Raw genomic sequence first — 19,923 nt, 5'->3', positions numbered from 1 at the left:
GACAAGTTCCTAATAAGTCGGCAAATATTGAACACAGTATACCTTAATCAAACACATATATTGACACTTGTTAAGTTAGCTCTTAAAGTACAACTTTACACATGTAAATATAACAAAGGGCAATAATAAATGAACTCCTCAGGCGAAGCACATTGGCAAGACCCAAAACGTTACCTTTGGTCACTCGGCCTACTGGTTCCACTTCTTCCGATCTTTGGCGCACTGATTTACCTCCAGACCGGACAAATATGGGGCTGGTGGTTAGCGCCTGTTATCGTGTATTTCATTATTCCGGTCTTAGATTATGTGATCGGAACAGATCGCTCTAACCCACCAGAGTCAGCGGTTAGCCAACTCGAGGCCGACAACTACTACAAATACATTGTTTACGCCTACATCCCGCTGCAGTATGCGGGCACATTGATTACGGTGTGGTTCGCCGCCACCGAGTTAGGCGCACTAGGTATCATCGCCGGTTTATTTAGCTGCGCTTATGTAAATGGCATCGGTATTAACACCGGCCATGAATTAGGTCACAAGCGCGATGCGCTAAGTCAGTTTCTTGCCAAACTTGCACTCGCCCCAGTTGCCTATGGCCATTTCTATGTAGAGCATAATTTTGGCCACCATCGCCGAGTTGCCACACCAGAAGACCCCGCCAGTTCAAAAATGGGTGAAAGCTTTTGGCGTTTTCTACCCCGCACGGTAATTGGCAGCCTGCGCTCGGCCTGCGAGATTGAACGCCAGCGACTCGATCGCAAAGGCCTAGGCTTTTGGCATTGGCGCAACGATGTCTTACAAGCTTGGGCTATGACGCTCATACTATTCGGTGGCTGCACCGCCGTATTAGGCTGGCCAGCCCTTGCCTTTCTTGTTGTACAGGCCGCACTGGGTTCGTCTTTACTCGAAGTTATTAACTACGTTGAGCACTACGGCCTCTTGCGTGAGAAAGACGCCAGCGGTCGTTATGAACGCTGCCTACCCAAGCACTCCTGGAACAGCAATCACATTGTCACCAACCTGGTGCTCTACCAACTGCAACGTCACTCCGACCATCACGCTCACCCGAATCGCGCATTCCAAGCCCTGCGTCATTTCTCAGACAGCCCCCAGCTACCATCGGGTTACGCTTCAATGATGATGCTCGCCTACTTCCCTCCTCTGTGGTTCAAAGTCATGGACCCACGGGTTGTAGCGCACCACCGAGGCGAGTTTGCCAAGGCCAATGTACACCCACGCAAGGCCGAGAAATTAAAGATGTACTTCACCTCCAGACAGAGCGGCATCAGTGCATGAACGACCATAAAACCAATAACGCGGAATATTACGGCGTAACCGCCCTGACCGAGGTGTACTAAAATGATAAAAAACAAAATTGGTATAATTGCGATATCTGCTGCAGCAATGCACAGCGCAAGCAGCGCAGCCGCTCAGCTCGAAGAAGTAGTGGTTACGGCCCAGCTCCGCGAGCAAAGCCTGCAAGATGTGCCCGTATCTGTCAGTGCAATTAGCGGCGCTAAAATGATGGAAGCTGGCTTGTCTAAAATTGAAGATCTACAGGCCTATGTGCCTAACTTCACCATGACCGAATCGAGCATCGGCACCGATATTTATATTCGCGGCATCGGCTCTGGAGAAAACCAAGGCTTTGAACAATCCGTTGGCATGTATGTAGACGGCATCTATTATGGCCGCGCGCAACTTGCCCGGGCCCCCTTTCTGGATTTAGAGCGGGTTGAAGTACTGCGCGGACCGCAAAATATTTTGCTCGGTAAAAACAGTATTGCTGGCGCCATTAACATCAGTACCGCGTCGCCAAGCGATGAAACTGAATTTTACGTGCAAGGTACTTTTGAGCCGGAACTAAACGAGCAGGTTATCGACTTTGTCGCCTCTGGCCCCGTAAACGACAATCTCAATGCACGTTTTTCAATGCGTCAGCGCCACACCGATGGCTTCGTAAAAAACCAAATACTTAATCGCGACGAGGCGCAGCGCGACGAAGCGACCTATCGCCTAAAGCTGGGCTGGGATATTGGCAATGACGCCGATGCCATGCTGAAATTTGAGCTTGGTAGTTTTGATGTTATCGGCCGCCAGTCAGAAATCATTAGCGACTACCCATCCGACTCCGACATATTCTTATTCACGGGCCGCACTTACGGCGAGATTTTAAACGACACCGTATTCCCAGATTTAGGAGCGGTTGGCGGTTTGCTCGGCTCCCTGCCCGCCGGTATTCGCAATTTAATACAGCTGCAAGATAACGGCTCGATTCTGAATATGCAGGCCGACGATTCGGTACTTGATGTTAAAGCGGATCGCAAACGCCACTCCAATGGCGACTTCAGTAATAACGATACTCAAAACATCACATTGAATCTGAACAAGTATGCCGACGGCGATACCTTTACCTCGATCACCTCGTATATGGCTTACCAATACGACGAGGAATGCGACTGCGATTTTACCGGCGCGCCGCTGTTTCAAGTGGTTATGGAAGAAGAGTACGAGCAATTTAGCCAGGAATTTCGGTGGATTTCAGCCCCTGGCGAAAATTTCGATCTGATTGCTGGCGCCTATTTTCAATATAACGATGTCTATTTCTTCGACTCCATTGTGCTCCCCTCAACCCTCATCCCGCAGTTGATAAACGCCGCCGATATTTTAGAGGCTGGCGGTCGCGGTGACATCGACCCGGGCGCCAATGGCAACACGGGGTTTGAATTACTCGGCATCGGCGACGCAGGTAACTCCTTGATCGATATCCGCTCGCCACGGGATTTCAAAAGCGATTCAATCATTGCCTCCACCTTTGTCCAAGGTACCTGGATCATGAGTGACAGCTGGCGCTTAACCTTGGGTGGTCGCTATACCTTTGAGAAAAAGAGCGGCAGTCGCAGACTTGAATTCGGCTTGCCCGACGGTTCGGTGCTGCCCATTGGTGAAACCGACACAGCGGCGGCAGTCACTTTTGCCGCAGAGCGGCACGATCTCGCGGGTAAACGCACCGAGTCACAGTTTGCGCCATTGCTCAATTTACAATGGGATATCAACGACGCCGCCATGGCTTATTTTTCTGCGCGACGCGGTTTTAAATCGGGGGGCTACGATGCCAGGTCAAACTCCTCGCCCAGCGCTGAGCCCACCGCGACGAATCCAACGGCGACCATCCCTAATCCGAGGGTGTTAATCGGTAGTTTTGAATTTGAAGAAGAGCGCGCAACTTCCTACGAATTTGGTTTAAAAACCAGCTTATTCGACGGTGTTGCGGAATTGAACTCAGCACTCTTTTACACCCAATTCGACAATTTACAGGTGAGCGTATTTGACGGAACCCTCGGCTTCAACGTAGGTAATGCAGCGGGCGCTGTCACCCAGGGTGTCGAGTTTGATGGCCGGATCGCCTTAAGTGAACACATCATTTTAGGCGCAGGGCTCGCGTTTTTAGATTTTGAGTTTCAGGATCATAAATTAGGCACCTGTATTCAAGATCAAATTCCCGACAACGCCAACGGCATCAACTGCGACTACAGCGGTAAAACCAACCAGTATGCCGCGGATTACTCCGGCAACGTATTGCTGGGTTACGAGCGCGATTTAGGTAAATCACTGATACTGCGCGCCAACCTAGATGCTATTTTCAGCGACGAGTATCACCCTTCGCCAAACTTGGATGACCGGGTAAAACAAGACGCTTTTGTTCAATTCAACGGGCGTATTTCAGTATCGTCTAATGACGGTGTGTGGGAAGTGGCGCTGCTGGGTAAAAACCTGACGGATGAGCTCATCATTCTTTACGCAATCGACACGCCTGTCGCCAAAAAAGTCATCGCGGGCACAACCACCCATCACGGTTTCACCAATCCCCCACGGACATTTGCGCTGCAAGCCTCATACCGCTGGTAAAGATCAGGTGCTTGCCGGTTTTGAGCTTAAACACTTAAAACCGGCTTTTTTAATATTCCGCAATAAACGCTTAGCTACCCTTCGGTAAGATATTAATCAGCCCATGGATCAATCGGCTATTAGCACTTATCAAGCTAGAGCGGGAGGAGTGATAATCTTCCAATAACCAATGCAATGCCGACTGACTAATAGCGCCAATCAGCGCGAGACCAGTAATACGCGTCTCCTCTTCTGGCAACCGCCAATCCGCTAACATCGACTTACCGAGGTCCAGCAGCAAATCAGCAAACTGCTCAATTCGCTTGGTATACAGCGCATCGATACGAGGGCTAACGCCAAGTACTTCCAACCAGCAAACCCGTGCAACGCGCGCATTTTCAAAGGCAGTAAAAAATGCCTCAAGGCCGGCGTCTACCACGCCGCTCGCGGGCTGCTTATTCCTTGCGGCGTTAATTGCAGCGATGACCTCAGTTTGAATCTGATCTAGCGACTCGGTATACACCGCCGCCAACAGGTCTTCGGTGTCGGTAAAGGTTTTATAAAAATAGCGGTCAGTTAAGCCCGCCTGTTTACATAGCATTCGCACGGTAGTTGCGCGGTAGCCAACAGTACCGAAGAGCTCCAAGCCCGCGTCCAAAAATTGACGGCGCTGACGCGCAAGGCGCTCCTCAGCACTTTCGCCGCCATAGATTCGCCCAGATTGCTTATTCTGAGTTGCAGTTTGTCGTGTATTTTCCATGCCAGTATTTGACGACAAGCGCCATCAGAAGTAAAGTGACGTCAACTGTCATCAGATAAAAATACTAGCCCTCAAGGAGAGGATTCAGCCATGCCAACTCAGCGCTATCGGGTAGTCATCATTGGCAGCGGCTTTGGTGGCCAATGCGCAGCTATCCGCTTGCAGGAGCAGGGTGTCACCGACATCCGTATTCTTGAGCGCCGCGACTATATGGGTGGTACCTGGTGTCAAAACAGCTACCCCGGCGCAGCGGTAGATGTACAGTCGCCCCTGTATTCAATCTCGTCAGAGCCCTACTCTTGGTCGCAGATGTTTGCCGAACAAGATGAACTGCAGCGCTACACCAATGCGGTAATAGACAAACACGGGCTGCGCGACAAGACCACGCTTAATGCCAATGTAAAACAAGTGGTTTGGAATGACGCGGCCAAACATTGGTTAATAGAAACCGACGCGGCTGGCAGCTTTGAGGCGCAGATATTAATTAACGCCTCAGGCCCGCTGAGTACACCGGTTATTCCCCAATTCCCGGGCCGCGATACGTTTAAGGGTAAAAGCTTCCACACCAATAGCTGGGATCACAACTATAATTACACCGGTAAACGTGTGGCGATTATTGGCAGCGGCGCCAGCGCGGCCCAAGTCATTCCTGCCATTGCCAGCGAGGTTGATAAGCTGCATGTTTTCCAGCGCAGCCCCCACTGGGTTCTGCCCCGCGCCGATCGCAAATTCTCCCCGTTACAGCGCAAGCTCCTTGGCTTTAAGCCCTTTTACAAAGCGCTACGCTGGTCGATTTACTGGGGACTTGAGACCCGCGTGCTCGGCTTTAAGTACTCAAAGACTTTGTTAAATCTGCTCGCTGGCCGCGTGGCCTTAAAGCTGCTTAAAGAACAGGTGCCCGATCCAGCGCTACGCAAAAAGCTCACACCGGATTTCACCATTGGCTGTAAGCGGGTCATTCTATCGAGCACCTTGTACCCTGCACTCTCGCGCAGCAATGTAAGTGTTCACGACAAGCACGATGGCATTAGCGCAATTACCGAAAGCGGCATACTCACCACAAAAGGCCAGCAAATAGATGTCGACCTTATTGTTTGGTCTACCGGCTACGATGCCACCGATGGCCTGATCTCCTACCCCGTCATTGGCAAAGACCAAAAGCACCTCTCGAGTTTCTGGGCAGAATATCCCCGCGCCTACCTAGGCACGACGATACCGGGCTTCCCCAATTTGTTTGTGGTCACCGGCCCCAACACCGGCATCGGCCATACCTCGGCAATTTTCGTGATTGAGTCGCAAATTAAATACATCACCGACAGCATTCGCCGTCTCGACCAATCTGGCAAACAAGCCATAGAAGTGCGCGCGCACGCCGAAGATGAATACACCCAAATGGTGCATTCCGAAATGGAAAAAACCGTGTGGAAGTCCGGTGGGTGCACCAGTTGGTATCAAAGTAAAAGCGGTCACATCGTCGCCATGTTCCCCGGCTTTAGCTTCACCTTTCGCCGCTTAGCCAGCCGCTTTAAATCAAAACACCACCAGTTCAGCTGAGGCCGATAAGATGAAAGACTTTAATAACAAACTCATTGTTATTACCGGCGCGGGCTCAGGCATGGGCCGAGCCTATGCGCTAGAATTTGCCAAGCTCGGCGCGCGCCTCGCCCTCAACGACTACGACAGCAAAGGCCTCGCTGAAACCATCGACCTCGTGCGCAAGCAAAGCCAAGTCGAGCTGTTTAGCGCGATCTTCGACGTTGCCGATCGCGGCGCGATGGAGGGCTTCGCCGCCGACGTAAAAACTGCGCTTGGTAACGCCCATGTCATTATTAATAATGCGGGGGTGTCTGGCGCAGGCAAGCCGGTATGGGCGACACCGCTCTCGGCCATTGAGCGGGTTATGGGGATTAACTTTTACGGCGTCGTGCACGGTACCCAAGTGTTTTTACCCCAGTTAATTGAAAATGGTGAAGGCGCAGTGGTCAATGTCTCCAGCATCTTTGGCTTGATCGGCCCGCCCAATCACTGCGACTATAGCGCCGCCAAGTTTGCGGTGCGCGGCTTCACCCAAGCGCTTATGGTCGAGCTACACGACAGCCCCATCAGCGTACACCTTGTGCATCCCGGCGGCATTGCCACCAATATTGCCAACGTGCCCCAGCACCAAGCGTTTTCAAACAAATATCTATCTACGCCGCCCGAGGCGATTGCACGCTATGTCATTCGCGGCATTCGCAAAGGCAGCCCTAAAATTGTTTACGGCAGAGATTCTTTTAAGACGCGACTAGGATCAAATTTCGCGCCCCTGCGCCTACTAAACAAACTTATATGGCGCGACATGCGTGACGTCATCGACCGCAGTGACTACCCGCTAACACCCTCCGCCAAACACACTATTTCCACATCGATTAAAGAAAGGAATGCAGGATGAAGAAGTCCATTTTATTTGCCGTACTCGCAGTCACGGCCAGCCTCGGGATTTGGGCCAGTGTCACTTACCCACGCATAGGCGGCGACGTGCTGCACTTAGCCAGTAGCATTGAAACCAGAATTTACGGCCTTCATCGCGCCGAGGTCGACATCAGCGACAGTCGCATGATGACTTGGCAAGGAGGCCCGCAAGAAGCCAAAGAAACCGTGGTCATGATTCACGGCTATAGCTCCGAGAAAACCGTGTGGATGCGCTTTGCCAGCCACTTCACCGACAGTTACCGGGTTTTAATTCTAGATTTACCTGGCCACGGCGAAACCGCCTTTGATCCCGCGTTAAAATACGACACAGTGAGTCAGGCGCGGCGTGTCGTAGAAGCAATGGACACACTTAATATTGAACGCGCCCATATTATTGGCAATTCAATGGGTGGTTTTATCGCCGCGCAATTAGCCCTGCACCACGCTGACCGCGTGCAAAGCGCCGTATTAATTGATGCCGCTGGCGTTGTTGCCCCCCAAGAAAGCGACATGGCAAAAATGCTCGCATCGGGTCGCAACCCTTTTGAAATTCACAATCGCGATGAATTTATCGAATTCTACGCCATGACCATGGCCCAGCCCCCATACTTACCAAAGATGATCTTAGACTATATGGCAGACGACTATATTGTTCGCCGGGAGTCTCTCATCCGCATCTTCCAAGACTTCCACAACAGCGACTATCTGGACACCCGCCTGGCGGAAATCCACGTACCCGTGCTGATACTGTGGGGCGAGCGTGATCGTCTGTTGCACATCAGCTCAGCACCGGTGTGGCAGAGCGGCATAGCCAATGCCGAACTCATCACCTACCCAAAGCTTGGCCACATGCCAATGCTAGAAGCCCCGAGCCAGAGCGCAGAAGATGTTCTGGCATTTCTTGCCAAGCATCCCTAAGCCAGCAATACCCAAACTCCGTACAGGCGCAGTAAGCCAGCGAAAATAAGAGTGAGGATATAGGTTCAGGCATGAAAACATTTAAGGGCAAGGTCGCCATCGTCACTGGCGGTGGTGGCGACGGGATTGGTCATCACCTGGTCATGGCACTTGCGCGGCAAGGCGCTAAAATCGCCTTTTGCGATATTGCAAAGCTCGATACCACAGCAACAAAATTGGCAGAACTTGGCGCCAACTACTACTGCGAAATGGTGGACATGGCCGACAAACAGGCTATCTCCCAGTTCATTGACAATGTACTCGCCCGCTTTTCCTGTATCGACCTGTTAATTAATAATGCCGGCATTGCCCTTGGTGATCTCAGCTTTGGCGAAGCGAGCGAGCAAGACTTTGAGAAAATCACCAACATCAATTATTGGGGTGTCATTCACACCACCCAGCGCTGCTACCCCCACCTGCTTAAGCGACCAGAGGCGGCGATTGTTAATCTCTCAAGCTCTCAGGGAATCCTTGCACTACCCTATCTTGTACCCTACTGCACCACAAAATTTGCAGTTCGCGGTTTCACCGACAGCCTACGTGCAGAGCACCACATACGCGGCATTCGCAATGTGACGGTCCACACCGTGCACCCCGGCGCCGTCGCAACCAACATCACCCTCAATGCCGACCATCACAATAGTGGCACCCAACAATTTCACGAAGACCTACAGCGCGGAACCCAGCCCGCCGACGCCGCCAATATTATTCTGCGCGGTGTGCAGAAAAATGTCGGCCGAATATTTATCAGTGATGGTCGCGCCCAAGACATACTCGCAAGACTGCTACCCACTGCCTCGGTTTATATTGTAAAAATGATGATGCGACTCCGCGGGATTGCCGCCCGCTAAGCGATAAACCCACGTCGGGTTATTTTATCGATGTCATCATTTCTTCACAGCCCATCCTTAGACTCTGCGAGCATCATTTCCGGAGTCTGTTATGTCATCACCTCGCGATCCAAAATCCCGTCAATTTCCATTGCGCCCCTTAACGCGCCGCCGCTTCGTGACGGGAAGTCTTGCGGGCGTGGCGTTAACCGCGTGCAATAGCGGTAGCAGTCGGCGCGCTGACAGCAATGTCGACCAAGCAGAACTAATGCCTACACCAAGCCCCGAGCCAGAACCCATACCTGACACCGAAGTACCTGGCCCGATGATGCCCCGTGGTCTACATGCTAGCTTGGTTGGCGACAGTCATACGTCAAGAACCGTCACCTGGTTTACCGATGGTGAAGACGCACCGGTGTCGTACTTAGAATATTCCTCATTTGTGCTAGGCCTAGACGAGTTCGCCATTCAGGACGAGGCCTTTGAATTTAGCGTTGAGGCCAGCACATCGCAAACCACCGGCACCGAAAGTTTTACCCATCGCGCGAGTGCTGAAGGCATAGATCCAGACCGCCCCCTGCGCTATCGGGTTGGCTCCGACGATGGTGGCTGGTCGGCAGTGTATGTGCTTATGCCAAGTCCCCGCGACGAATGGAGCTTTATTCATTTTGGCGATCACGGCACTGGCGAACTGGCCCAGTTAGTCACCGCTGAAGTTATGCGTACCCCCGCTGATTTACTCATGTTGGCCGGAGACCTGTCTTATGCCAATGGCGACCAGCCAATATGGGACCTGTGGTTTGAACAAATGCAGCCACTGCTGGCACGCCGGATTACCATGGCTGCACCAGGTAATCACGAACAAAAAGACTTTGGTGGCGACACCTTTAAAAATCGCTTCACCCACCCGCCCAAGCCATTAACTTCGTCGTTTGGGCCTAGCGATCCGGGTAGTACCTTTTACTCCTTTGATTTCAATCGCGTGCACTTTTTAGTAACTACCGCTGGCGCCCTGATCGGCGACGGCACCCTACCAGAAGAGTTATTAAATATAGAAGCTGACCTTGCCAGTGCCGCGTTGCGGCGTCTGCGCGGTGAAATAGATTTCATCATAGTGATGCAACACTTCACCATTTGGACAGACCAGCTTGATCGCAGCCCTGCGAATTTCAGCTTGGTGGCCTTAGAAGAAAATATATTTATGCGCTACGGCGTCGACATTGTCATTGTTGGTCATGACCACGTGTATCAGCGCTCAGCCCCCATGTTTTTGGGCCTTCCCAATCCTCTGGGCTATGTGCAAATGATGGTCGGCACTGGCGGCGCATCGATACGTTTATTCGATGATGACGGTCCGCAAATATGGTCGGAGAGCACCTTTGTTGGCATTGGCTTTGCGCGTTACAAAGTCAGTAAAGGAAAAATCAAAATAGACTATATTGGCGCACCGCCACTAGACATGTCGGACGTGGGCCGCGAATACAGCGAAGGCAATTTCGAGGTACTCGACAGCGTAGAAATCAATGCTAAATCAATACTCGCCTGCAGCCAATGCGCAATGCCTGCGCGAGGCCCCGAGGCCTTAATGCATAATTTTGAGGCCATTGCTGCCCACACACGGGACCGCAACCGCCGCGCTTTGTTGCATTGTGGTTAATGTTTAGAGGGCTTAACGAGTGCACCCAAAGAACTCTAAACCTATATCGAAATATACCGGGGCTTTAGGCCGCACACAATAATCGAATTTAGCCTTTTGACAACACTTGGAGACAACCTGGCAGAATATCCCCTTGTCACGAGCTATTTCCCACTGGCTGCACTTATTGCACATACGCAATATCGTTTTGACGTCTAATTCAATCCATCGTGAGCAACAGGGAATCGGCGAAATTCCACTCACCTCCTCAACCGTAGTTTTTTTACGGCAACCAATAAAGCTGCTATGCTAGTATCGTCGATCACTGGGGAAAGTCAGATGCTAAGTAAATTTTCCGTTAAAAATTTTCGGAACTTCACCGACTGGCTAGTCTTTGACCTATCTAGCCAGCAATACGAATTCAATACTAATGCAGTGAACAACGGGATCATACAGCACGCTATGATCTACGGCCCTAATGGTGGTGGTAAGTCTAATTTAGGACTCGCGATGGTAGACCCTTTGCTCCATTTGACAGATTCACCTAACTATCTCAAGTCGCTCGACATCAACTATCTGAATGGCGGGATGAACGTGACGATTGCAGAGTTCGCATTTGAGTATCGTATTGATGGGGCGAATATTCGATATAACTATGGGAAAAAGTCACGTGAAGCTATGGTATACGAAAGCCTGTTCATCAACGAAGAGCGGATACTTCATGTAGACCGCCGTGAATCAAACCAGGCTAGTATTCACTTGCAAGGCGCAGAACATCTAAAAAGCGATGTTGGCACATCTAAAATATCATTGCTCAAATACGTGCGCAGCAACACCATTTTAGATGAAACCCCTACTAACCAGCTATTTTCAAAGTTGCTTAGCTTTATTGAGGGCATGGCATTTTTCCGTTCGCTAGACTCTACCAAGACGGGCGATTACGTCGGCAAGAATATTGGCGTGAAACGCTTATCACAAAGCATTATTGATGACAACTCCGTTAATGACTTTGAACAATTTCTTAATAACGCTGGCGTAAAGTGCTCCCTTATAGTCAAGACCAACAATAACGGAGAAGAAAGCATTTATTTCAATTATGGCAAAACCTCACTTGAGTTTGGCTTGGCGGCATCTACAGGCACGTTGTCACTTGGAATTTTTTACTTCTGGTGGTTACGCCTTTCAAAAAAGGAAATCACCTTCGCCTATATTGACGAGTTCGATGCTTTTTACCATCATGCGTTAGCCGCAAAAATTGTCGAACGAGTTACCAGTACAAGTTGCCAAACTATTATGACTACCCATAATACTGGCATTATGAGCAATGATTTGCTGCGGCCTGACTGCTACTTTGTACTAGACAAAATCATTTCCCCGATTACTGCATTAACAAGTAAGGAGCTGCGTAAAGCTCACAATCTAGAGAAAATTTATAAAGGATTGTCGAGTTAATGGAACGGACACTATTTATATTCGAAGGCGAGAAAACCGAAAAACTTTATTTTCAAAGTCTAGAAAAAGCCTTTTTTAACGGCGAGGAGAGTCGACTATTAGCCAGTTTTCGGAATGATATTTATGACTTATACGCGCAAATTGACGGCGATGAAGACTTAGATCTTTTCCAGCTTGTTAAGGAGTTAAATCCCAACCCTAATCAAGGGGTAATACTGGAGGGTCTTCGACGTGATCAAATCGGCCAGATTTACCTTTTCTTTGACTTCGAGCCACAGGACAATAAGTTTAACGGCGCTAAGCTACTGGATATGCTAGCCCGCTTTGACAACGAGACCGACAACGGCAAACTGTTCATAAGTTACCCCATGATTGAAGCCATACGGGATATTAATGACCCAGCCAAATACTTGGCCCTTACAGTTAACCTCGGAGAATGCAAAGGACGAATATACAAGCGGCTTTCTGCCAACCGTGGTCACCAAATTTTTCAGGACGCAAAGCGAATTAATAAGCTGGCCTGGCAACTACTTATTGAAGCCAATTTAAAGAAAGCCAACATGCTAATCAATGAAGAGGTTAGCCTACAGCCGATTGATAATCAGCAACTAATAGCCCAAGCTCAAATTGATCGCTATTTACCTGTTGATCAGGTTGCGGTGCTCAGTGCCTTTCCCATTTTCCTGGTAGATTACTTTGGGTTAAGTATTTTGGAGTAAAACCTTCAATTCACACACTTTACGAGTCACCCTAAGCGCCTAATCAGCTTCCTCTACACTGTATTTATGACGACACAAAAGCCTTTGACTGTTAAACTTTTCAATTCAATACTCCCCTTCCCATACTTAAGGGCTTGAGCAATTCCTAGTCCTAATTATGTAGTATGCTCAACTAGATTTGTATTCATCCAGTTTTTAACTACGAGTATTTTTCAATGGCAGCAGGCTCACTTTTAGCCCTATTTGACGATATTGCGACTTTATTAGACGACATCGCAAGCATGTCGAAAATTGCCGTTAAGAAAACAGCGGGGGTTTTGGGCGACGATTTAGCGGTAAACGCCGAACAAGTGGGTAATGTTCGCGCAGAGCGCGAGTTGCCCGTGGTGTGGGCGGTTGCGAAAGGCTCACTACTTAATAAAATTATTATTGTCCCCGTCGTATTATTAGCCAGTATGTTCATGCCGTGGTTGATTACCCCGGTATTAATGATAGGTGGCATCTATTTGTGCTTTGAGGGTGCCGAAAAGGTTTGGCACAGCATTACTCATCGCGGTGTTAAAGATCATTCCCAAAGCCGTGCGCTCTTACACAATAGCAATGCCGACTTACTAGAGTTAGAAAAGAAACGCGTCAAAGGCGCAATTCAAACCGATTTCATTCTGAGTCTTGAAATCATCGTAATCGCCTTGAGTACCGTGCAGGAAGAAGCCTTTGCCAAGCAAGCTATGGTATTAGCCGTAGTCGCCATTGGCATTACCATTGGCGTTTACGGCTTGGTTGCGTTAATTGTTAAAATTGATGACCTTGGCTTGGTGTTACTTAAGGCAAAAAGTAGCTTGGCTACAGCAGCCGGTAATTTCTTGCTGTGGTTTGCACCGGCATTAATGAAAACCTTAACCGTGGTTGGCACCTTAGCGATGTTCCTAGTCGGTGGCGGCATTCTAAGCCACGGCTTTGATCACTATGCCAAGCTCGAATTCACGCTGGGTCACTTACACATTTTTAGCAATAGTTTTGCAAACGGCATTGTTCAAAACCTGTTCAACGGCCTTATTGGTATCGCTGCAGGGGCTGTTGTTGTGGTCTTGGTTTCACATTTTCACCGCCATCAGCCAGAATAATTCCACTGGTTTAAAACGAGATTCAGCCAAGCACATCTATTTTAAAAACAAAAAAAGGCCGCATTTGCGGCCCTTAACATGAGAGAACAAAGCCTTTGTTTAGGCTTTAAGCTTCTCTGACAAGAATAACCAGGTATCCAATACCGAATCGGGGTTCAAAGAAACGCTATCAATGCCCTGCTCCATTAGCCACTGGGCAAAGTCCGGGTGATCCGACGGACCTTGACCACAAATACCAATGTATTTGCCGTGTTTTTTACAGGCGTCTATCGCCATTTTAAGCAGAGCTTTTACCGCGTCGTTGCGCTCGTCGAATAAATGCGCGATCAGGCCAGAATCACGATCTAAGCCAAGCGTGAGCTGGGTTAAATCGTTGGAGCCAATTGAGAAGCCGTCGAAGTACTCAAGGAATTGCTCAGCCAGTAAAGCGTTGGCGGGCAGCTCGCACATCATGACAACTTTTAAGCCGTTTTCGCCGCGTTTAAGACCATTGGCTTCAAGCAGTTCGATAACTTGCTTAGCTTCACCCACGGTGCGTACGAAGGGCACCATGATCTCGACGTTGGTGAGATCCATGTCGTTACGGACTTTTTTCAGGGCCCGGCATTCCATTTCAAAACATTCCCGGAAGGAGTCTGAAATGTAACGTGAGGCGCCACGGAAACCCAGCATGGGGTTTTCTTCCGATGGCTCGTACAAGCTGCCGCCAATCAAGTGAGCGTATTCATTGGATTTAAAGTCGGACATCCGCACAATGACGCGCTTGGGATAGAAGGCGCTAGCGATAGTAGAGATACCTTCCACCAGTTTTTCTACGTAGAACTCGGTTGGGCTTTCGTAGCCAGCAATACGACGCTTAATGGCGGTTTGCACGTCCCGGGGAATATCATCGAAATTGATTAGCGCCTTGGGGTGCACGCCAATCATGCGGTTAATGATAAATTCCAAACGCGCCAAACCAACACCGGCATTGGGGTAGCCTTGGAAGTCAAAGGCGCGATCGGGGTTACCGACGTTCATCATCACTTTAAACGGCAGCTCAGGCATGGCATCGAGCTTATTGCGATTGATGTCAAAATCGAGAATACCTTCGTAAACCATACCGGTATCGCCTTCGGCGCAAGATACCGTCACAGCTTTGCCGTCAGGCAGAAGCTCAGTCGCATCACCACAGCCCACCACCGCAGGAATACCCATTTCACGGGCAATAATCGCGGCGTGACAGGTGCGGCCGCCGCGGTTGGTAACAATCGCTGAGGCGCGCTTCATAACCGGTTCCCAATCGGGGTCGGTCATGTCAGTTACTAGCACATCGCCCTGCTGAACCTGATCCATTTCGCTAATGTTATTGATGATCCGCACCGGACCGGCGCCAATACGTTGACCAATTGAGCGGCCCTCGCACAGTACTGCGCCCTTTTCTTTAAGCAGGTAGCGCTCCATTAAGGTCGTAGACTCGCGGCTCTTAACGGTTTCAGGCCGAGCCTGAACGATGTAGAGCTTGCCGTCGTCGCCGTCTTTCGCCCATTCAATGTCCATGGGACGACCGTAGTGCCGTTCAATAATCATGGCTTGTTTAGCCAAGCCCAGCACTTCTTCGTCGTTAATACAGAACTGATTGCGCTCGCCTTCGCTGACGTCGACGGTATCGACCGAGCGCCCCGCACTGGCATCGCTGCCATAAACCATTTTAAGCATTTTGCTGCCGAGGTTACGGCGCAGCACTGCGGGACGGTCTTTCGCTAAGGTCGCTTTATGAACGTAGAATTCATCAGGATTCACTGCGCCCTGCACTACCGTCTCGCCCAAGCCGTAAGAAGCGGTGATAAATACCACACCGTCAAAGCCCGACTCTGTATCCATCGAGAACATAACACCCGCAGCGCCTGTTTCAGAACGCACCATGCGCTGAATCCCCGCCGACAAAGCGACGTCGGCGTGTTCAAAGCCTTGGTGAACTCGGTAGGCAATGGCCCGATCGTTGTACAAGGAGGCAAACACTTCCTTGATCGCGATCATAATATTGTCGAGGCCGCGAATATTCAGGAAGGTTTCCTGCTGGCCGGCGAAGGACGCGTCTGGCAAATCTTCGGCGGTTGCCGATGAACGCACCGCGAAAGACATAGACTGATTGCCATCTACCAGTTGCTCATAGGCCTCAACCACGGCAGTATTAAGCGCCTGTGGGAAAGGTGTTTCAACAATCCACTGGCGAATGTTTTTACCGACCACGGCAAGACGTTTGACGTCGTCGATGTCGAGGTCTTTTAACTCGGCGATAATGCGATCATTTAAGCCGCTTTGCTGAAGAAAGTCGCGAAACGCGTCGGCGGTCGTAGCAAAGCCACCGGGAACCGAAACACCGGCCTGTGACAACTGGCTGATCATTTCGCCTAGGGATGCGTTTTTACCGCCAACGCGGTCAACATCGTTCATTCCTAGATCGTTGAACCAGATTACGTATTCAGACACGTTATTATCTCCCGTATTACAAGACCGCGACGCGGTTAAAAGAGTGCATAAACTAAGCAGGGACTATACTAAGTGATGTAACTTGGAAATTCCCGTCGAAAAACACAGAGCATCAGGTAAAAAAACTACATGACTCGCGCGGCCATATTTATATCAGACAGTACCGGAATTACAGCAGAGACCTTAGGGAGCAGTATTCTCTCCCAATTTGAGAACCAAAAATTCGAACATATTGTTATTCCCTACGTGGATACCATGGCCAAAGCGCACTCGGCGGTTGAAAAAATCAACCGCGCAGCGGCGGAAATGGGCAATCAGCCCATTGTTATTGACACCTTGGTGGACGAGCACCTGCGAGCTGTCATTGCCACCAGTCAGGGCTTTATTATCGATGTGCTGGGCACCTTTGTTAGTCAGCTGGAGATCGCCTTGGGGGAAGCGCCTTCCCGCACGGTAGGCCGAGCAAAAAGTGCAGTACGCGACGCTGAATACAAGCTGCGCATCGATGCGGTTAACTACGCCCTAGATAACGACGACGGTGCCCGCTTAAACCGCTATGACCAAGCTGAAGTTATTCTGATAGGTGTTTCTCGCAGTGGCAAAACGCCCACTTGCCTGTATCTTGCGATGCAATCAGGTGTGTTTGTCGCCAACTACCCTATTACCGAAGAAGACATGGAAAACGACCGTTTACCCAAACCCTTGCTAGAACACCGCAACCGACTTTTTGGTTTGACCATTGATGCCGGACGCTTGGCGGCCATCCGCAGTGAGCGCCGCCCAAATAGTCGCTATGCGTCCCTGCGCCAGTGTGAAGATGAATTGCGCCAAGCAGAGGCCATGTTTATCCGCTTCGGTATCCCTTATTTGGATATTACCCACGCCTCGGTAGAAGAAATCGCCACGCGGGTACTTCTTGATACAGGTTTGCGGGGGCACAAACGCTAGTGACTATCTCAGACCAGCACAATACAGCTAATGAGCCAATGTATCGCGCCAATACCGCAATGGTTTTACCCGGCGGCGGTGCACGCGCGGCCTACCAGGTCGGCGTATTAAAAGCGCTTGCCGAAATCCATGGCAAAAGGCCCGGCAACCCCTTCCCAATTCTGGCTGGCACGTCTGCGGGTGGAATTAACGCGGCCTCGCTGGCGGCGGGTGCCCACCACTTTACCGGCACCATTCAACAGTTGGAGTTACTGTGGCGGGAATTGTCGACAGATAAGATTTACCGCGCCGATTTATTTGGCGTGATGCGCAATGCCCTAAGACTCGCGCACTCACTGTTTAATCCAAGCCAAACCGTCGTTAAGCCCGTTGCGCTGCTAGATAATAGCCCACTACGCAAATTGCTGAGTGAGCACGTGCGATTCGAAAATATCAGTCGCAATATCCTCAATCGTGATTTAGAGGCCTTCTGTCTTACCGCAATGAATTACACTGAAGGGGTCTCAGAGACATTTTTTCAGGGAGGCCCACAATACGCGGGCTGGCAACGCTGGCGCCGCCAAGGCGTGGCAACCCCGATTCAGCTGCAACACTTAATGGCCTCTACAGCGATTCCGACCATATTCCCACCCGCCAAAATTGGCCGATTTTTCTATGGCGACGGTGCACTACGCCAGTTAACCCCCATCAGCCCGGTGATCCATTTAGGCGCCAATCGGGTATTGGTTATTCCTGCTAACGGCCACAAACGCCAATACCCCAAGCTGCCCAAAACCATCCAATCTCCCGGCTTTGGTCAAATCATTGGGCATCTGCTGAACAGCGCGTTTATCGATAGCATTGAAACCGACATTGAACGCCTAGAAAGAATCAATGAGCTAATTCGCCTGGTGCCAGAAGAAAACCTCAGTATGATGGGCAAGGAGCTATTGCCCATAGATTGTTTGGTCATTAGCCCCAGTGAAGACATTGATCGAATCGCCGATGAGCACGTAAAAGAACTACCGCGCAGCCTGCGGATGTTTTTGAGTGGCTCCGGCAGTAATGGCGGCGGCGGTGTCAGTATTTCCAGCTATCTACTATTCACGCCGGAGTATTGCGGCAAGTTGATTGACCTCGGCTACCGCGATGGCATGGAGCAGCGCCAGGAGTTGAGCGACTTTCTTTACCGCCCAGAACTAGACGAACACAGCAGCCATTAAGCAAGCCCCAGCAGCGCAAAGCCTAAGCGCGCTTAGGCTCCTTTTACACCGACAATGGCATAAAGCCCCTTAAAACGAACGGCGACTTCACCATTCACTTTAATCTCTGAGCACAGATTGATTTTAGCGCGCCCTCGCTCTTCAAAATGCTGAAAAAAGCGCTGCCAATCACTTTCAGCAGTGACCAGCGACTCTGCCACAAGATCTTCTGGAATGGGCTTTAAATACTCAATACTCGCCTCGGCCACCACAATATCGGGATCAAGACCGTAATCAACACAGCGCAAATAAGTCATGCCCCAACATGCCATAACCGCCACGCAGTATATGCTGCCGCCAAAGGCCGTAAGCTTGTCGTTAATACTTGGCCCCAGTGGCGCGTGCAATTGCAGACGTTTACCGTCGTAGCTTTTTACACTGAGCTGCATATGTTGGGCTGTCGGCAAATACAAGCCAATAAAGTCGTCGAGGGCCTTACCGTTCATGATTTAACTACCTGAGCTTACTTGCCTGACTGAAACAGCAAGTCTATTAGTTTGCTTGCCGCAAGATACGGCGTGGTTTCACCGTTGGTGACCTTATCGTTTAGCTGCGGCAGTAACTCCCGGACTTCTGGGTTTTGCTTTAGCTTCATTTCTAACATTTCGTGGAGTAGCTTGTTCATCCACTCGCGGGCCTGACGTGAGCGTTTGTCCTGCAGCGAACCATTTTTGGTGGCATCTATTTTAAAGCCGCTAATCATGCCCCAAATGGCTTCGATATTTTCGTTCTTGATCGCCGAGCAGCTCATTACTTGCGGCGTCCAAAAGGTATTGTGCCGCAGCAAATGCAGAGCATTTTCATAGTGGCGCCGAGTTTGCTGAGCAAGATTAATACTCTCGCCGTCGGCCTTGTTAATCACCAAGGCGTCAGCCAATTCGATAATGCCCTTTTTAATGCCCTGCAATTCATCACCCGCATTGGGCAGCATTAGCACCATAAAGAAATCGACCATGCTGGCGACTTCGTACTCAGATTGCCCTACCCCAACAGTCTCCACCAAAATTACGTCGTAACCCGCCGCTTCGCAGAGCAACATGGTTTCACGGGTTTTTTGGGCGACACCGCCAAGTGAACCCTCGGAGGGAGACGGCCTAATAAAAGCGTCTTTACTGCGCGACAGCATTTCCATACGGGTTTTATCACCCAATATGGAACCGCCTGCAATTGGGGAACTGGGGTCAACGGCCAATACAGCAACCCGCTTCCCCTGGCTTAAAAGGTAGAGGCCAAAGGCCTCAATAAATGTCGATTTACCGACACCGGGAATGCCGGTAATACCAATGCGAATACTGTTGCCGGTGCTGGGCAGCACTTGCTCTAGGAGCAACTGCGCCTCAATGCGGTGTTCTACCCGCTTACTCTCGACCAAGGTAATGGCCTTGGCCAAGGCGCGGGAATTGCCGGCTTGGAGTGCTTCAATGTCTATAGCCATAATATGCGTT

Annotated in this window: 16 protein-coding genes; 12 read left to right on the top strand and 4 right to left on the bottom strand. The window is 50.3% G+C overall.

What is annotated here, in order from left to right:
• Positions 1–129: 129 nt before the first annotated feature.
• The gene (locus AZF00_RS08230; protein ID WP_008247792.1) at positions 130–1,296 is read left to right on the top strand and encodes an alkane 1-monooxygenase; all 1,167 of its coding nucleotides are present in this window, start codon (positions 130–132) and stop codon (positions 1,294–1,296) included.
• Positions 1,297–1,359: 63 nt separating this feature from the next.
• Positions 1,360–3,909, top strand: a complete 2,550-nt coding sequence (locus AZF00_RS08225) for a TonB-dependent receptor (RefSeq protein ID WP_008247790.1) — start codon at positions 1,360–1,362, stop codon at positions 3,907–3,909.
• Between the two features lie 70 nt (positions 3,910–3,979).
• Here AZF00_RS08225 and AZF00_RS08220 read toward each other — a convergent pair whose 3' ends face one another.
• Positions 3,980–4,648: a TetR/AcrR family transcriptional regulator gene (locus tag AZF00_RS08220; protein ID WP_008247788.1), complete on the bottom strand. Its 669-nt coding sequence runs from the start codon at positions 4,646–4,648 to the stop codon at positions 3,980–3,982.
• 90 nt (positions 4,649–4,738) lie between these two features.
• Between AZF00_RS08220 and AZF00_RS08215 the strand changes: the two genes are divergently transcribed.
• The 8 genes from AZF00_RS08215 (at position 4,739) to AZF00_RS08180 (ending at position 13,817) form a co-directional block, all read left to right on the top strand.
• Positions 4,739–6,202: a flavin-containing monooxygenase gene (locus AZF00_RS08215; protein WP_008247787.1), complete on the top strand. Its 1,464-nt coding sequence runs from the start codon at positions 4,739–4,741 to the stop codon at positions 6,200–6,202.
• A gap of 10 nt (positions 6,203–6,212) precedes the next feature.
• Positions 6,213–7,079, top strand: a complete 867-nt coding sequence (locus tag AZF00_RS08210) for an SDR family NAD(P)-dependent oxidoreductase (protein ID WP_008247785.1) — start codon at positions 6,213–6,215, stop codon at positions 7,077–7,079.
• Complete coding sequence (locus AZF00_RS08205; RefSeq protein ID WP_008247783.1) at positions 7,076–8,017, top strand: alpha/beta fold hydrolase; 942 nt, start codon at positions 7,076–7,078, stop codon at positions 8,015–8,017. The genes AZF00_RS08210 and AZF00_RS08205 overlap by 4 nt, the downstream gene beginning before the upstream one ends.
• A gap of 71 nt (positions 8,018–8,088) precedes the next feature.
• A complete protein-coding gene (locus AZF00_RS08200; RefSeq protein WP_008247782.1) occupies positions 8,089–8,907 on the top strand; it encodes an SDR family NAD(P)-dependent oxidoreductase in 819 nt (272 codons plus the stop codon).
• Between the two features lie 91 nt (positions 8,908–8,998).
• Positions 8,999–10,543, top strand: coding sequence for a purple acid phosphatase family protein (locus tag AZF00_RS08195; protein WP_008247780.1), 1,545 nt, complete (start codon positions 8,999–9,001; stop codon positions 10,541–10,543).
• A gap of 318 nt (positions 10,544–10,861) precedes the next feature.
• Positions 10,862–11,974 (top strand): AAA family ATPase, encoded by a 1,113-nt coding sequence (locus AZF00_RS08190; protein ID WP_008247779.1) that lies wholly within the window; start codon positions 10,862–10,864, stop codon positions 11,972–11,974.
• Entirely contained in the window at positions 11,974–12,693 is a 720-nt protein-coding gene (locus tag AZF00_RS08185) for a hypothetical protein (RefSeq protein ID WP_008247777.1), read from the top strand. The genes AZF00_RS08190 and AZF00_RS08185 overlap by 1 nt, the downstream gene beginning before the upstream one ends.
• Positions 12,694–12,908: 215 nt before the next feature.
• Positions 12,909–13,817: a DUF808 domain-containing protein gene (locus AZF00_RS08180; RefSeq protein ID WP_008247776.1), complete on the top strand. Its 909-nt coding sequence runs from the start codon at positions 12,909–12,911 to the stop codon at positions 13,815–13,817.
• A gap of 99 nt (positions 13,818–13,916) precedes the next feature.
• Here AZF00_RS08180 and ppsA read toward each other — a convergent pair whose 3' ends face one another.
• Positions 13,917–16,289 carry a phosphoenolpyruvate synthase gene (gene ppsA / locus AZF00_RS08175; protein ID WP_008247774.1) on the bottom strand — a complete coding sequence of 791 codons (2,373 nt, stop codon included), beginning with the start codon at positions 16,287–16,289 and terminating at the stop codon, positions 13,917–13,919.
• 129 nt (positions 16,290–16,418) lie between these two features.
• Here ppsA and ppsR point away from each other — a divergent pair, with 129 nt between their 5' ends.
• A complete protein-coding gene (gene ppsR, locus AZF00_RS08170; protein ID WP_008247773.1) occupies positions 16,419–17,237 on the top strand; it encodes a phosphoenolpyruvate synthetase regulatory kinase/phosphorylase PpsR in 819 nt (272 codons plus the stop codon).
• Positions 17,237–18,439, top strand: a complete 1,203-nt coding sequence (locus AZF00_RS08165) for a patatin-like phospholipase family protein (protein WP_008247771.1) — start codon at positions 17,237–17,239, stop codon at positions 18,437–18,439. The genes ppsR and AZF00_RS08165 overlap by 1 nt, the downstream gene beginning before the upstream one ends.
• A 32-nt stretch (positions 18,440–18,471) precedes the next feature.
• Here AZF00_RS08165 and AZF00_RS08160 read toward each other — a convergent pair whose 3' ends face one another.
• Entirely contained in the window at positions 18,472–18,924 is a 453-nt protein-coding gene (locus AZF00_RS08160; RefSeq protein ID WP_008247769.1) for a YiiD C-terminal domain-containing protein, read from the bottom strand.
• 17 nt (positions 18,925–18,941) lie between these two features.
• Positions 18,942–19,913 carry a methylmalonyl Co-A mutase-associated GTPase MeaB gene (gene meaB, locus AZF00_RS08155; RefSeq protein WP_008247767.1) on the bottom strand — a complete coding sequence of 324 codons (972 nt, stop codon included), beginning with the start codon at positions 19,911–19,913 and terminating at the stop codon, positions 18,942–18,944.
• Between the last annotated feature and the right edge of the window lie 10 nt (positions 19,914–19,923).

Origin of the sequence: Zhongshania aliphaticivorans (assembly GCF_001586255.1) — a bacterium.
Lineage (GTDB): Bacteria > Pseudomonadota > Gammaproteobacteria > Pseudomonadales > Spongiibacteraceae > Spongiibacter > Spongiibacter aliphaticivorans.
This window is presented reverse-complemented; position numbering and strand designations above follow the sequence as displayed.

Coding starts and splice junctions, on each gene's coding strand:
- AZF00_RS08230 (WP_008247792.1), top strand. CDS start 130: ATGAACTCCTCAGGCGAAGCACATTGGCAAGACCCAAAACGTTACCTT.
- AZF00_RS08225 (WP_008247790.1), top strand. CDS start 1,360: ATGATAAAAAACAAAATTGGTATAATTGCGATATCTGCTGCAGCAATG.
- AZF00_RS08220 (WP_008247788.1), bottom strand. CDS start 4,648: ATGGAAAATACACGACAAACTGCAACTCAGAATAAGCAATCTGGGCGA.
- AZF00_RS08215 (WP_008247787.1), top strand. CDS start 4,739: ATGCCAACTCAGCGCTATCGGGTAGTCATCATTGGCAGCGGCTTTGGT.
- AZF00_RS08210 (WP_008247785.1), top strand. CDS start 6,213: ATGAAAGACTTTAATAACAAACTCATTGTTATTACCGGCGCGGGCTCA.
- AZF00_RS08205 (WP_008247783.1), top strand. CDS start 7,076: ATGAAGAAGTCCATTTTATTTGCCGTACTCGCAGTCACGGCCAGCCTC.
- AZF00_RS08200 (WP_008247782.1), top strand. CDS start 8,089: ATGAAAACATTTAAGGGCAAGGTCGCCATCGTCACTGGCGGTGGTGGC.
- AZF00_RS08195 (WP_008247780.1), top strand. CDS start 8,999: ATGTCATCACCTCGCGATCCAAAATCCCGTCAATTTCCATTGCGCCCC.
- AZF00_RS08190 (WP_008247779.1), top strand. CDS start 10,862: ATGCTAAGTAAATTTTCCGTTAAAAATTTTCGGAACTTCACCGACTGG.
- AZF00_RS08185 (WP_008247777.1), top strand. CDS start 11,974: ATGGAACGGACACTATTTATATTCGAAGGCGAGAAAACCGAAAAACTT.
- AZF00_RS08180 (WP_008247776.1), top strand. CDS start 12,909: ATGGCAGCAGGCTCACTTTTAGCCCTATTTGACGATATTGCGACTTTA.
- ppsR (WP_008247773.1), top strand. CDS start 16,419: ATGACTCGCGCGGCCATATTTATATCAGACAGTACCGGAATTACAGCA.
- AZF00_RS08160 (WP_008247769.1), bottom strand. CDS start 18,924: ATGAACGGTAAGGCCCTCGACGACTTTATTGGCTTGTATTTGCCGACA.
- meaB (WP_008247767.1), bottom strand. CDS start 19,913: ATGGCTATAGACATTGAAGCACTCCAAGCCGGCAATTCCCGCGCCTTG.